The sequence below is a fragment of the Ochrobactrum sp. WV_118_8 genome, assembly GCF_039631535.1.
Classification (GTDB): Bacteria; Pseudomonadota; Alphaproteobacteria; order Rhizobiales; family Rhizobiaceae; genus Brucella; species Brucella anthropi.
In genome coordinates, this window is sequence record NZ_JBDIUZ010000002.1 from 1,180,294 (window position 1) to 1,194,516 (window position 14,223).

The following is a 14,223-nucleotide window of genomic DNA, read 5'->3' on the forward strand; positions in this document are numbered from 1 at the left end:
CCTCGCGCCCGCTTTCATTGGAAACAAGAGGGCGGCGCCGGAAACTTTGTTGTCCGGATGTACCTAAAATATCACATCATTTGCAGATCAATGAGCCGGCATCGCGATGATATAATGATGCTTCCATCCTCAAGCCGGTTGGGGCATTCTCGGCAAGCTGGTGAGAAGTTTTCTCGTATAGGCATGCTGCGGATCGGCCAGAATATCCCGCGTATTGCCCTGCTCCACAATCCGGCCTTTTTCCAGAACGATCAACCGCTCGCACAACAGCGCGACCAGCGCAATGTCGTGCGACACCACCACGAAAGTGGTTTGCTCTGAAAGAGACCGCATGAGATCGATAATGCGGGCGCGCGTCGTCAGATCAAGCGCGCTGACCACCTCGTCGGCGATGACGAGCTCGGGTTTAGAGACAATTGCCCGAGCGATGGCTATACGCTGGCGCTGGCCACCTGAAAACTCGTGCGGATAGCGGCGGGCGGCATCCGCTGGCAAATCGACGGAATCGAGCGCCTGCGCAACTGCCTGCGCAATATCGGTCTCGATTTTCAAAGATCGCAGCGGCTCGGCAATGATGTCGAAGACACGCTGGCGCGGATCGAGCGATGAATAGGGATCTTGAAACACCGCCTGCACCGAACGGCGAAAATCGCGCATGAAACCGCGATTGCCAATATCCAGAGGCTTGCCGCGAAACGAAACGTTCCCCGAAGATGGGCGCTGCAGTCCAAGCAGCAGTTTCAACATGGTCGTTTTGCCGGAACCGGACTCACCGACAATGCCCAGATTGCTTCCGGTCTCAAGTTTCAGATCGACATCATGCAAAACCGTCTTACCGCCGGCATAGGCAAAGGAAACGCCCGAAAGGTCCATCAAAGTCATCGCGCAACCTCCAGAGCGGCATCGAACGCCCGTGCAGCGGCCACGAGCCCCTGCGTATAGGGCTGCTGCGGATCGGTGAAAAGCGCCGCAACCGGCCCTTCTTCTATAAGTTTTCCGTGTCGCAGGACCAGCGCGCGTTCGGTGACGGCCGCAACCACCGGCAAATCGTGACTGATGAACAGAAGCCCCATTCCCTCGTCCCGCACCAGTTGCTCCAGCAGCTTCAAAATCTCGGCCTGCGTGGTGACATCGAGCGCCGTCGTCGGCTCGTCCGCGATCAAAAGCTTGGGGCGACAGGCGAGAGCCATTGCGATAGCCGCACGCTGGCGTTGACCACCCGATATTTCATGGGGCCAGGATCGGGCAATGCGCTCCGGGTCTGGCAGGGATACGCGTTCCAGAAGTGAGTGGACCTCAGCACTGACTTCAGTTTTCCCGGTTCGGTGACCATCCCGAAGCGCACGGCGACGGACGACCAAACCGACTTGTTTGCCAATCCGCATCAGCGGGTCGAGCGCCGTCATCGGTTCCTGAAAAACCGTTGCAATGCTCTGCCCGCGCAATGGCACCAGCTCACGGTCTCGCGCCCCTATCACTTGGTGGCCGTCGAGCGTGATCGATCCGCTTGCCCGCATGCCGTCCGGCAACAGTCCCATGATAGCAAGAGCCGTCAACGACTTGCCTGAACCGGATTCACCGATCAGACCGACCCGTTCACCCTGTCCAACCGATAGCGAGACGCCGGAAACCAGAGACCTGCCTGCCGTTTCTATCTGGAGGTTCTCCACATTCAGCAAAATGCTCAACGTTGTCTCCTCCGTGTTGGGTCGGCCACGTCACGCAGCCCGTCGGCAAACAGATTGAGCCCGATCACCAATGAGACAAGCGCCAGACCGGGTGCTATGGCACCGAACGGCGCCGTATAAACCGACGCTTGCGCCTCCTGCAGAAGCCGTCCCCAGGATGAATTGGGCGGTGGAGCGCCAAGACCAAGATAGGAAAGCGATGCTTCCGCGATCACCGCCAGACCGAACTGAAGCGCAAAATTGACAATCAGCGTCGGCCAGATGTTCGGCAGCACATGGATGCGGACCAACCCGAGCCGTGATGTGCCGGAAATGCGCGATGCCGTAATGTAATCCATCGCCAGAACCCGCTTTGCGAGGATGCGGGTCAGACGTGCCACGATGGCCGATCCGGCGATACCGATGGCCACGATGGCGGTCGTCAGGCTTGCACCGTCGCTGGAAGCCACGATCAACATGGCCAGCAACAGGGTTGGGAAGGCAATGAGAATATCGAGCGTTGCCGCCAGCACGTCATCAAGCGTCTGCGTTGCAAACGCCGCAAGCACACCCAGCGTGACGCCAATCACTGCGCTGAGCGCGATGGCTCCACAGCCGACGATAAGCGCAATGCGCGAACCGATCATGATTTGTGTCATCAAATCGCGTCCCAGACGATCCGTACCGGCCCAATGCAGCCAGGACGGAGCCTCCAGTCGTCCACCGACCATTTCGCCGGCACCGTAAGGTGTCCAGACCAGCGAGAGAAGAGCGACAGCCAGATGCAACCCCAGCAGCAATCCACCCACAATAAGGGGCCATGGCAGTCGGTAAGCCGGCTTTTCATCCCTGACGGCAGGCGTCATATCAGCAGGCTCCGTCATGCACGACCTCCCGCAGACCGCTGGCGCAAGCGCGGGTCGATCAGTCGTTGCAGGAGATCTGCGGCAAAGCCGACCAGCAGCACCAGAAGCGTCGATACAAACAGAACACCCTGAACATTGGGATAGTCGCGCTGCTCTATGCCGAGCAGAAGCATCGAACCGAGACCCGGCAACGAGAAGACACGTTCGACCACCACAGCACCAAGCAAAGTCGAGGCAAGCTCGATACCGAGGATCGAGATCACCGGCACCGCGCCGTTGCGAATACCGTGACGGACAAGAGCCTGCGAGAATGTCGCGCCAAGCGCCCGTGCGGTACGAAGATAGTCGCTGCCAAGCACGTCCTGCGTGGCCGAACGGACATAACGGATCAACGATGCCGACATGACGATGGCAATGGTTGTGACCGGCAATACCAGCGATTGAAAAGCAGCCGGCGCCGACTGCCATCCTCGTGATGGGAACCCACCCGAAGGAAACAACCGCAGCTTAACTGCAAAAAACCAGACCAGCAGAATGCCTATCCAGAACACCGGCACGGCGATGCCGAGCTGGGAGATGACGGATATCACCGTTCCATACCAGCGGTTCTGGCGCACGACCGACAGAATGCCGAGTGGCACCGCGATCATGATCGCAACGACGAATGCCATCAGCGTCAAGGGCACGGTCACAATCAACCGCTTGCCGATTTCGGCAAGAACCGGTGCTCCACTCACAAAGGAATTACCAAGATCGAAGCGCAGGAGGCTACCGATAAAACGCAGAAACTGCTCGTAGAGAGGCAGGTCCGAACCGACCTGCTTGCGCGCGGCCTCGATCTGCGCCGCATCCGCGCCGACAGAAACAAGCGCATTTGCGGGATCGCCCGGCAGAAGGCGCAACAGCAGAAACAACACGATCGATGCGATGAAAACCGACAGAACCAATATGGCTGAACGGCGTATGATATAGGCGAAAATAGCGTTTACCTCTCCGATGTCAGGGCAGCGCTCGGACCCTCATGCAAATGCGACAACGCCGCCGGAAATTAATTCAGGCGGCGCAGTCTGTCGAGCTGATGTTCTCGATATCGACAGGCGGTTATTATTCCGCTTTCACAATGTCATAGGCGGAAAACTGGGAGTTCAGGCCGTTGATCGGGTAGCCGCTCACTGATTTTTTCGAAACAACGATCTGCGGATAGAGGTAGAACCAGTTGCTGGCCGCATCTTCGGCAATGATCTTGTTCGCCTCGGTCAGCTTGGCCGTCTGTTCATCCGTCGTAGCACTTGCTTCCGCTTCCTTGATGAGCTCGACAACCTTCGGATTGTTATAACCCCAATAGAAATCGGGATTGCCATAGAACACGATATCGCGATGGTTCACATGCTCCTGCAAGGTGGCCTGGAAATCGTGTGCCTTATAGACCTTCGTGTACCACTCATTGGCAGTGATGACGTTGATCTTGACGGTTACGCCGACCTTGGCCAGCTCGCTCTGGATGAACTGCGCGGCAATCGGGTGTGGATCGTAATTCGGCGTATCGATAGTGAAGGTGAAGCCATCCGGGTAACCAGCTTCCTTGAGAAGTTCCTTGGCACTTTCAGGATCATAGGCGTCGACTTTGGTGAGATCGACATACCACGGATCGGTCGGCGGTACGAATGAGCCGATCAGCGTGCCATAATCGCCCCACACAGCCTTCAAAAGCTTCTGGTCGTCGATTGCACGGGCGAGCGCCTTGCGCACTTTGACATTGTCGAATGGCGCAATACGGTCGTTATAGGCCAGCAGTAGCTTGGTGGTCGACTGCCCTTCGCTGACGGTGAAATCGGGATTGTCCTTGAACTGGGCTAGTGAATCCGGGCTTTGAACCGACGTGATGATATCAACCGAACCGGTCAGCAAAGCATTGTTCAGCGCGCTTGCATCGGTGAAATACTGGAAGACCACCTCGCCGTTTTTCGGCTTGGCGCCCCAATATTTATCGAAGCGCTTCATCGACAGGGACGACCCACGACGCCAGTCTTCCAGCTCGTAAGGTCCGGTTCCGTCTTCCTTCGACTGCAGATCCTTCGCTTCGTCGTTCACCACCCATACATAGCTTAGATTGTACGGCAGCGAGATTGAGCGCGAAGACAGCTTGACGATAACGGTTTCATCATCCGGAGTCTCAACGGCCGAAATAGTCTTGAGGCTGCTTTTGCGTGAGCTCTTCGATTCCGGCGCGGCAACGCGCTCGATGGAGAATTTGACGTCCTTGGAAGTCAACGGCGCTCCAGAGTGAAAAGTCACGCCCGGCTGCAGCTTGAACGTATATGTCAGCCCGTCGTCGCTGACGCTGTAATCCTTCGACAGGACCGGCTCGACCTTGCCGTCATCAGCAAGCCGGAACAGGGCCTCATAGACATTGCCGTTGAAGGCTTCGTTGATGCCCTGCCCCGCACCGGCGGTATTGTCGAGGTTTTGCGGTTCGTAGAGCGAGCCGATATTGATTGTCGCGTCCGGGTCGCTTTCCTGCGCCAACGCCTGGCTGAACGATCCGATACCGAGCGTCACGGCCAATGCCGCGCTCAAGCTCCAGTAAGCCAATCCAGATTTGCGATCACGAATGTTGAAGCCGCCCATATTATTCTCCTGCGTGGAAAGCGCCCTATCAGGCTCTCCGTTAGCAACGCTTATACCGCGACCGCGAGAGCATCGGTAAGCGGTGGCACCATGAGATAGCGAGAATTATTAGAAATTTATTCCATAAAGAGTCAATCTATTGGACAAACCATCCGGACTGCAGCACAAGCCGTCCGATATAAGGCGCACTGACAAAGCATAACCTCAAGAGATCAGCCATGACTTATATGGATCGGAACCGCGTACAGGATCTGCTCACTGCAGAAGGACTGGATGCACTGGTGCTTTTTCAGCCGGAAAACTTTCGCTATGCCACCGGAATTGCTGCGGGCGTGGCGACAATGTGGGGGCGCGCCGGTTCGGCCATAGCGCTGGTTCCAGCGGATGCCTCGACACGTGCTGGCGCCATTGTCAGCGATCAGGCGCTGACAGCAGCACGCGCAACGGCTGATGAGATCGACTTCCGCTCGCATCGAATCTGGATCGACGCCGTCGCGGTTCGCGACGCCCACTCGATAGAAGACCTCAACGCTGCCTATCGCAACAGTGGTAATATCGGTCCCCGCCCGGAAACCTTCGACCAGAAAGCAGCCTTTCAACTGCTTGCAGATATGATTGCCGAACGTGGCCTCGCTCAAGCCAGCCTCGGCGTCGACCTTGAATTCATGCCTGTGGCTGATTTTGTGCTGTTGAAAGAAATTCTGCCTTTTGCCCAATGGCGCGATGCTTCCAGCATCGTAAGGCGGTTGCGCCTGATAAAGAGCCCCCGCGAGATTGAATATCTACGCAATGCCGCCCGTTATGCGGAAAGCGGGTTGCAGAATATGGCGACTGCGGCGCGGTCGGGCTCCACAGCCGCCGAGCTTTCCGATGCCTGGCTGACCGGAGCGACCAATGCTGCCAAAGCAAACGGCCAGAGCCTGTCCGGCCATTGGGCCTATATTTCGGTCGGGCCGAACCTTCAAAACCTTGCCGCACAACTGGCGCAAGGCGACCTCATCAAGGCCGATGTCGGCACGCTTGTGAATGGTTATTCTTCGGATGGCGCGCGTACCTTCGTCTATGGCAAGCCTGCTCCTCTTGCAGAGCAGATTTACAAAGCGCTCCAGGAGACCTTTCAAGCCGGAACAGCGCTGCTGAAACCCGGCAATACATTCGGTCAGGTTCACGAAGCGATGCTCTCCACCATGCGTCGTCATGGCTTCAGCGAATATTATCGCGGGCATTTCGGGCACTCGGTCGGCTCGGCGCTCGGGATCGAGGAATGGCCTTTCATCTCGCATGGCAACGACATGGCCATCGAACCGAACATGGTGCTGGCCGTGGAGGCGCCGTTTTACGCAAACGGACTAGGAGCCCTGATGATCGAAGAACAGTTCCTCATCACCGCCGATGGCGCTGAAACCATGAACGTTCTTTCACAAGAGCTTGTCTCGATAAGCTGAATAGAGCGAGGTAGTTGCTGCCCCCGCTCAAACTCTTTCAGTATCGAGATTGTACTCCCCATCGCGTTGATGGCGGTGCATTGTTCTTTTAATCTTTCCAGAGTGCGAGAATGAGACTCCCATACTATTGATGGAGATAGGGAGTCTCATGCTGCGACGGTTATCGTCGAAGCCAGCACCTACCACTTCACCTTGAAGCCAACACTCCCCTTGACAGCATAGCTGTTGGCGAAGTGATTGAGGGAAGTGTTGATAGAGCCTTCGCCGTAGACAGCATATTTGTTGTCTGCCCAGGCATAGGTGCCGCCAGCGCCGATCCCAGCCCAGGTCCGTTCATTGTCGGTTTCGAAGTCGATGCCGGACACGTTGACCGTCGTCCCGCCAAGGAATGCCTGATAGACATTGGCAATGCCATAGACGCTGGTATTGACCATCAGTCCATCATTGCCTTTCCAGTCCAAGCGATAATCCGCTGCGAGGCCCAGGCGTCCCAAAAGACTGTCACCATCATGCAAACTGACGCGACTGCCCCATGTATCGCTGAATTCATCTGCATCAATGGATGACCACATCAGCTGTGCTTGCAGCGTGAGTGCCCAGCTGCCCTGCATCGGGATACGCTGCCCGGCTTCGATGCTCAGTGCATAGCCAGTCGCCTTGCGTCCATCGGCAAGGCCGGTATTGGCGGTCCAGGAGTTGAGGTCGTTGTCGAACCACGTCACCTGACCCTGACCGTCAACATAGAAGCCGTTATTGCCGTACCAGGTCGCGGTCGCTCCAAGGCTCCATGCATCCGTGCTGATATCACCATCGCCATGGAAGGAAGAGACATCGCCGCGGGCATGGCCGTATTGTCCGGTGATGCCGCCAATCAGCTTGCCATTCTCGCCCTCATAGAACTGGCCATCGACACCGGCCTGCATGATGACAGTATTGATATCCTGCTTCATCTGCGACGTTGACGTGTCTGGCTCAAGACGATTGTGCCCGCCTTCGACGCGTGCCCAGACACCATACTCATTCACCGTTGCGCCGTTGTCTGAACCATTGCCGTTCTCACCAGTCCAGTAACGACTGCCGACACGCTGCTGGAGGGTGGGCAATTTGTTGAGAGCCAGCATGTTTTGAACGTAGCCCTCGTAAACAGGAACACCAGCGCTGTAACGGGGTCTCGGGTTGGAGCCGGAATTGGGTCCTTCGACATGGCTGACGAGATACCAGTCACCGTCCACTGGCGTCCTCTTGCTGCCCTGCTGCAATGTGTAGGCATAAGCGCCGCCGACAACTGCCTGCTGACCATCCTTGGTCTTGTAGCTGTTTGCCAGCGAGAAAGAGCCATTCGATGAGCCTGACACATCGACAACCTTGATGCCGTTGACAGTCTGTGCGCCGGAACCACCTGCATTGTTCACATATAGCTTTGTCGACCCCGATGTATCACCATCGACCTTCAGCATGTCAGTTTTGGAATCATCGCCACCCAGAACCGTATTGACGGTCATTATGCCGCCATTGCCGGTGTAATTGCCAGCAATGTTGAGCACGGTTCCGCCTGTTCCGCCGAAATTGACGTTCCCGGTGTTGCCAAGGCTGGCAAGCGAAGTGGAGTAGCCACCAAGATCAAGTGTGCCGTTGCTGGCAACTTCATAGCCCGAAGATGATGCGTTGAAAGCGCCTTGTGCGCCCTGTTTCAAAGTGCCGCCGGAAACCACCGTCTGGCCTGTGTAACTATTGACGCCAGCCAATGTGAGTGTGCCGGAACCAGTTTTGGTCAAAGCGCCGGAGCCATCGACCACACCGGAGAACAGCGTATCGAAACTCTGGTCAAGGGTGAGTTTGCCGCCGCCCATGGCGACATCGCCCGCACCGGCAAGACCACCTGTCGTCGTATTGAAATTCGCGAGATCGACCTTCGCACCTTCATTGACGTTCAACAGACCTGAACCGAAAGCATGATCGGCAGTTCCAGCTTGAACAGTCCCTTTCTCAACGGTCAGACCACCGGTAAAATTGTTATTGCCGGACAACATCAAAGTGCCATCGCCTTGCTTGCGAAGATACCCATTGCCCGACAACTGTTGCGTAACCGTGAACGTGTTGCCAGCATCCGCGATATCAAGCCCGCCGCCATGCTCACCCAAGGTCAGCGACCGGGTGGTGGAGGTGAAATTCGTACCTGTCACCTGCAGCGTGCCGCCATCAAGTGTCAGACCGCCAGCAGCAGCACCAAGGCTCGCATCCGAAGAAACGGAAAGCACACCATCGGCAATAGTAAAACCTTGAGCAAAATTGCCTGTTTCGGTCAGTGTCCAGGTACCGGAACCGTCTTTGCGATTGGATTGAAATCCTTGATACTGCGTACCAATCAAAGATACGTCGAAACTGCCGTCATCTGAACCGCCAAGCACAAAGGTATTTCCCTGTGTGCCACCTGCCACCACAACGTTTCCTGTGATGGACGAGCCATCATGGATCTCAAATGTGTTATTGCTACCGAGAACATCGACTGCATTGGCGTCGGCCCCTCCTGCAGAAATTGTGCCTTCATTGACAATATGTGAGTTCGATCCGACCCGGACACCGGAGCCCGAAACTCCAACTGTGCTGTGTTGAGAAGCGGGGCCACCCACACCACCGTTGATCTGTCCGCGGTTTACAAGCCTACCTTGACTGACATAGACGCCATCGCCTCCGACAACCGTTGTCGCATTTGATGTCATCAGGGTTGCGCCACGCAATAGTACACCGGCGCCGCCACCACCACCTGCTCCGTTAGCAGTGCCATAAATACCGGCGCCACCATTGCCTCCGGTTCCTCCCGCAATCGTCGAATTGGCTGCAAGCGAGAAGGAGCCTCTACCCGAGAGAAACAGACCAGCGCCACCACCGCCGCCGCCCGAAGCCTGACTATCAATACCCTGACTGCCGGCCCCGCCAGTTATATATACAGTATCCATTCCAAGAGCCGTCTGGCCGACACTCCCTCCTGCGCCACCCGCATAAATCTGATCGTTAACAATAGCGAAGGCACCGTCTCCACCAACGCCATCCATTGATGGATCCCCGCCCAGAGTATTGGTGGCGCCTATACTACCGCCAGCTCCCCCGCCTCCATAGCCGTTGCCTCGACCACCAGTGGCCGTTATGACATTCGATGTGTCGTCCGCAAAATTTGTCGTTCCCGCCCCTCCGGCATTCCCCGGCAGATCGTCGGCGTGAGCGATACTGACACCGCCAATGAGAGGCGTAACCGTCAGTGGAAACACAACGGAAATGGTCAGAGCCAAATATGATGTACTATTTAAGAAGAAAGTATATAATTTGCTCATAATATTTCCAGAGAAAATAATTGATTTTTTATCAATGTATATGAATTAAATCCACCATTCCAATAAAAAATAATTCTATTATAAAACTTAAATTACTAATAATTATATCAATAATATTGAATAAATACATTAAAATGAAATCGATATAATCATAAATATTGCGATTGAATCGGTATCTTCTCAATGGAGACAAATTCTACCAACACGTTCCTTGCGTTCCGCTCAAGCAGCTGTGATCGGTTATCGTCGCTGAGGCCGTGGTGCCGCCTGTCTTAGACAAACAGCATCTATGCAATCCATTCCGGCGCGAGCAGGAAGGTCGCCCGACGATGCAACACTGGGTAAGCGTCTCGTTGCAGGGTTGAAGAACCGGAAGCGTTGGAAGCCGAAAATGCCCGGCTCAAACTCCTTTTAAAGGAGCTGAGAAACCAACCTCGGAGAATTGCAGTGGCCGTCGCCAACTTCTTTTCGAAGATGATGGCCGGGCGTAGTGTCCTGATCTTTCAGCTTACCAGCGGATTTCGTCACCATCATAGGACAGGAAGGCCCCGGTTTTGGGAGCACCGGCGATTAACGCTCTCAATCCACACGCGCTGTTCTCCGCATTCACGACTGCTCCTTCACCGCCCATATCCGTCTTTACCCAGCCGGGGTGAAGTGCAATCACCTTTATGCCTTCGGCCCGAAGATCCAAGGCCAGTTGGGCGGTCGCCATGTTCAATCCGGCTTTAGAGCACCGATAGGCATAATCGTCGTCGTCATCGTCCAGCAGACCCTCTGAGATCGAGCCGGCCCGGCTGCTGATATTGGCAATCATCGGCTCCGTGCCACGCGCCAGGCAGTTCCGCAATGCGCGCGCTACCAGAACAGGGCCGAGCATATTTGTCCTGACGACTGCCATGAAATCATCCGGATCGAGCGGCGCAAGGCCAGCAATGCGACTGCGAACAGCCGCATTGTTGATGACAAGGTCCAGAGAACGCATGGCCAGACGATCACCAAGCGCTGCCACCGAAACCGGGTCAGCCGTATCGAGCGTCTGAAACTCGATACCGGGGGCGCATGGCGTTTCAGGCGGGCGGCGACCGCAGGCGATCACACGCCAGCCATCCTTGGCATATTGCCATGCCAGTTCGCTGCCAAGGCCGCGCGTGGCTCCGGTAATGAGGACGGTCCTGTGCCCGTTGTCAGCCAATCGCCGCGCTCCTCGTTTCAATATTTCCGTCCTGCCTTGCAATGAGGGCATAGACCTCGCCGGAATATTTGACGCGACGCTCCTGGGTTTTGAAATTGATATGGGTAATGCCGAACGGTGTCGTGTAACCAAAGGCCCATTCAAAATTGTCTGTCAGTGTCCAGGCGAAGTAACCCCTCACCGGCACGCCCTCATCAATAGCTTTGGCCACCTGCTCCAGATGATCGACATAATATTTCGCTCGCAGATCGTCCCAGACATGCCCGTCCGGCCCCACATCTTCCGGTCGCGTTGCCACGCCGCTTTCGGAAATATAGATTTCCTTTGGCGCATAGCCGTCATTTACATAATGAAGAATGTCATAGATGCAGCGCGGCCAGACTTCATAACCAACTGCGGAATAGGTGCCTTCCGGCTGTACGCGACGATAGTTGAGCGGCGGCAGTTCGTCACCTGCCGCGATCACAGACCGGCGATAGATGTTAACGCCCAAATAATCGAGCGGCTCCGCAATCGTCTTGTTGTCTTCCGGATGGATGGGCGGCAGGAGATCGCCGTAAAGCTCCAACATGTCCTGCGGATAGGCGCCCTTGAAAACGGCATCTAGGAACCAGCGGTTCTGTGCACCATCGAAACGTTTCGCTGCCGCAACGTCGCGCGGATCGTCGCTGGCCGGTTCCGCCACGTTGAGATCGAACACAATGCCCACGGAGACATCCGTGCGTTCTGCACGAATGGCCTGAACAGCCTTGCCGTGGCCAAGCAGTGCATGATGGCTTGACGTGACCCCGCCCTTTACGCCATCAACCAAGCCCGGCGCATCTTCGGCGCTGGCATGGCCCGACCAACAGAAGGTCCATGGTTCATTGAGCGTCGTCCACTTCTTGACGCGATCACCGAAACTGCGAACGGCAACCGAGGCATATTCGGCCAGCGCATCCGCAGTTTCCCGAACATACCAGCCGCCCTTGTCCTGCAAGACCTGCGGCAGATCCCAATGATAGAGCGTCGCATAGGGTTCGATGCCCGCCTCCAGCAGATCGTCTATGAGGCGGTCGTAAAAGCCTATTCCCTTGGAATTGACCGCACCGTACCCCCCCGGCAAAATCCGGGTCCAGGCGAGGGAAAAGCGATAGGCTTTGAGGTCCATCGCTTTCAGCACCGCAATGTCCTCGCGCCAGCGATGGTAGTGATCGCAAGCAACGTCACCGCTGGACTGGTCGATGATGGCACCCGGCTTTTTACAGAAACGGTCCCAGATGCTCTCGCTCTTGCCGTCTTCATAAGGGGCGCCTTCGATCTGATAGGCCGAGGTCGCGGCACCAAAGGCAAAGTCATTCGGAAAGATCAGTCCGGAGGCGCGCTGCTGCAGGTCTTGGCGGGCTTTAACGATGTTTGTTGGCATCATATTTTCTCTCGATTGTGCTGACGAGACTGGCCGCAGCCAGCGTGAGGAGGATGTAGAAGATCGCAGCCGAATTATACGGCGCGAACGGCAGGAAGCTTGCTGACTGGAACTCGCGCATGCGCTGCGTGATATCCCGAATGGACAGGATCGACAGAAGCGACGTGTCCTTGAGAATAGCGATCAGCTCGTTGCCGAGCGGCGGAATGATGATACGGAAAGCCTGCGGCAGGATCACCAGACGGGCAGTCTGCCAGCCGTTGAGACCAAGGCTGCGCGCCGCCTCGATTTGTCCCCGCGGAATGGCGTTGATGCCGGAGCGGAAAATTTCCGCCAGATAGGCCGAGTAGGCCAGCGCCATCGCCGCCACACCGCGAGCCATATTCGGCGGATCGATCACGCCCTGCGTGGCGTCCTTCAGTGCGCCACTCAAGGGCAGGCCGACATAGAGTACGATGACGAGCATGGGAATGCCCCGGATCGTATCCACGATGAATTCTGAGCCGATGGAGAGAGGATGACGGCGATGGATATGACCGCAAGCCGTCAGCAATCCGAGCGCAATGGCCAGAACGACGAAGGCAATGCCCGCCGACTTGTCGCGGTCGTTCAACGCTTCCGTCTGCCACAGGACAGGCACGTTCGCCGGGACTGAAGCCGCCGGAAGCAGAACCGCGCTGACATCGGCCTTCTTGCCAAGGGCGGCGAGCGCTTCAGGCGGACCGCGAAATGTGCGCAATGGCACTTCGTTTTCGGGACCATCGGGAAACTGGCCGTATCGCACCGTACCGATCATGCTCGATGGCGTGCCGGTTACCACGCCGATCTTGCCATCGAGGGTGCCGGCGAGCGTATAGGCCTGGCGCGGCTGAAACAGAAACCAGGCAGCCATGCAGGCCATCAGCAACGTCAGGCCGATGAAGATAAAGTCTCCCCGGCTGCTATATTGAAGCTTTTGCAGGCCAACCCAAAGCAGGGCCAGAAGCGCGGCAATGATATAAGCCGAAATGGCAGCCCGAATGGTCGTTGCAACCCCGGCGGCGAATGCCACATGCGCTGCAAAGAGGACAAGAAATAATCCAAGCCCGTTGATCGTTGCCAGCAGGATGAAACCCGCCTTGCGCGATCCCGACAATCCGTTCCCGGATCGCCCCGTCAGGCTCAGGAGCAGACCCAGAACGGTCGCACCGAGATAGCTCAACAGGATGATGAACCCGTACCGATCCGTCGCTAGTGCCGCGGCCTCGGTAAGTCGCCGCGGTGTGACGCCTTTCACCACGAGATCGGACGTGAACGGATCGACCCCATTGGCTACAACCGAGTGCAGATAGGGATACACAACAGGTGTTGCCACGAGCGCGGCAGCCGACAGGAGATTGAGCACCGCGCAAGGAATCCCCCAGCGCGTATTGTTCCTGCGCATGAACAACATCGTGGCAAGACCGGAGGCAAAGGCTGCGCAAAGCAGCACAAAACCCGGCACGAAAGCTGATGATCCCGGCTCGACGCCCAGGATAGCCAGAAGCGAACGCTGGTAGTCGTTTGAACTGGCAAAGAGATAGACGACAAATGGCAGTGCGGCGAGCACGATCATGTTGCTCGGACGCAAGCGCATCAAAAAATACATTTGAACCGTCTCCCGACCCTCTGGATGCGATGTTCCAGAGGCGTTGCGTGTGGGCCAAGGC

10 protein-coding genes are annotated in these 14,223 nt (G+C 56.5%); 1 reads left to right on the plus strand and 9 read right to left on the minus strand.

The window, feature by feature from the left end; genetic code table 11:
* Positions 1-129: 129 nt before the first annotated feature.
* From ABDF71_RS19535 to ABDF71_RS19555, 5 genes are all read right to left on the minus strand, one after another.
* The gene (locus ABDF71_RS19535; protein ID WP_010660518.1) at positions 130-882 is read right to left on the minus strand and encodes an ABC transporter ATP-binding protein; all 753 of its coding nucleotides are present in this window, start codon (positions 880-882) and stop codon (positions 130-132) included.
* Complete coding sequence (locus tag ABDF71_RS19540) at positions 879-1,688, minus strand: ATP-binding cassette domain-containing protein (protein WP_029928616.1); 810 nt, start codon at positions 1,686-1,688, stop codon at positions 879-881. The genes ABDF71_RS19535 and ABDF71_RS19540 overlap by 4 nt, the downstream gene beginning before the upstream one ends.
* Positions 1,685-2,551 carry an ABC transporter permease gene (locus tag ABDF71_RS19545; protein ID WP_010660520.1) on the minus strand — a complete coding sequence of 289 codons (867 nt, stop codon included), beginning with the start codon at positions 2,549-2,551 and terminating at the stop codon, positions 1,685-1,687. The genes ABDF71_RS19540 and ABDF71_RS19545 overlap by 4 nt, the downstream gene beginning before the upstream one ends.
* Positions 2,548-3,480: an ABC transporter permease gene (locus ABDF71_RS19550; protein ID WP_010660521.1), complete on the minus strand. Its 933-nt coding sequence runs from the start codon at positions 3,478-3,480 to the stop codon at positions 2,548-2,550. The genes ABDF71_RS19545 and ABDF71_RS19550 overlap by 4 nt, the downstream gene beginning before the upstream one ends.
* Positions 3,481-3,637: 157 nt before the next feature.
* A complete protein-coding gene (locus tag ABDF71_RS19555; RefSeq protein ID WP_010660522.1) occupies positions 3,638-5,161 on the minus strand; it encodes an ABC transporter substrate-binding protein in 1,524 nt (507 codons plus the stop codon).
* A 218-nt stretch (positions 5,162-5,379) separates the two neighbouring features.
* Between ABDF71_RS19555 and ABDF71_RS19560 the strand changes: the two genes are divergently transcribed.
* Positions 5,380-6,606 carry a M24 family metallopeptidase gene (locus ABDF71_RS19560; protein WP_029928618.1) on the plus strand — a complete coding sequence of 409 codons (1,227 nt, stop codon included), beginning with the start codon at positions 5,380-5,382 and terminating at the stop codon, positions 6,604-6,606.
* A 179-nt stretch (positions 6,607-6,785) separates the two neighbouring features.
* On the opposite strand, the gene ABDF71_RS19565 is transcribed toward ABDF71_RS19560, so the two are convergent.
* The 4 genes from ABDF71_RS19565 to ABDF71_RS19580 form a co-directional block, all read right to left on the minus strand.
* Positions 6,786-9,659 carry an autotransporter family protein gene (locus ABDF71_RS19565; protein WP_444551292.1) on the minus strand — a complete coding sequence of 958 codons (2,874 nt, stop codon included), beginning with the start codon at positions 9,657-9,659 and terminating at the stop codon, positions 6,786-6,788.
* Positions 9,660-10,443: 784 nt separating this feature from the next.
* Positions 10,444-11,130, minus strand: a complete 687-nt coding sequence (locus ABDF71_RS19570; RefSeq protein ID WP_258124631.1) for an SDR family oxidoreductase — start codon at positions 11,128-11,130, stop codon at positions 10,444-10,446.
* A complete protein-coding gene (locus ABDF71_RS19575; RefSeq protein WP_258124632.1) occupies positions 11,123-12,538 on the minus strand; it encodes a GH1 family beta-glucosidase in 1,416 nt (471 codons plus the stop codon). Before ABDF71_RS19575 ends, ABDF71_RS19570 begins: the two co-directional genes overlap by 8 nt.
* Complete coding sequence (locus ABDF71_RS19580) at positions 12,516-14,162, minus strand: amino acid ABC transporter permease (RefSeq protein ID WP_258124633.1); 1,647 nt, start codon at positions 14,160-14,162, stop codon at positions 12,516-12,518. The genes ABDF71_RS19575 and ABDF71_RS19580 overlap by 23 nt, the downstream gene beginning before the upstream one ends.
* Between the last annotated feature and the right edge of the window lie 61 nt (positions 14,163-14,223).

What these genes read in the sequence shown, in the direction of transcription:
- ABDF71_RS19535 (WP_010660518.1), bottom strand. Translation starts at nt 882, where the DNA reads ATGACTTTGATGGACCTTTCGGGCGTTTCCTTTGCCTATGCCGGCGGT.
- ABDF71_RS19545 (WP_010660520.1), bottom strand. Translation starts at nt 2,551, where the DNA reads ATGACGGAGCCTGCTGATATGACGCCTGCCGTCAGGGATGAAAAGCCG.
- ABDF71_RS19555 (WP_010660522.1), bottom strand. Translation starts at nt 5,161, where the DNA reads ATGGGCGGCTTCAACATTCGTGATCGCAAATCTGGATTGGCTTACTGG.
- ABDF71_RS19560 (WP_029928618.1), top strand. Translation starts at nt 5,380, where the DNA reads ATGACTTATATGGATCGGAACCGCGTACAGGATCTGCTCACTGCAGAA.
- ABDF71_RS19565 (WP_444551292.1), bottom strand. Translation starts at nt 9,659, where the DNA reads ATGGATGGCGTTGGTGGAGACGGTGCCTTCGCTATTGTTAACGATCAG.
- ABDF71_RS19575 (WP_258124632.1), bottom strand. Translation starts at nt 12,538, where the DNA reads ATGATGCCAACAAACATCGTTAAAGCCCGCCAAGACCTGCAGCAGCGC.
- ABDF71_RS19580 (WP_258124633.1), bottom strand. Translation starts at nt 14,162, where the DNA reads ATGTATTTTTTGATGCGCTTGCGTCCGAGCAACATGATCGTGCTCGCC.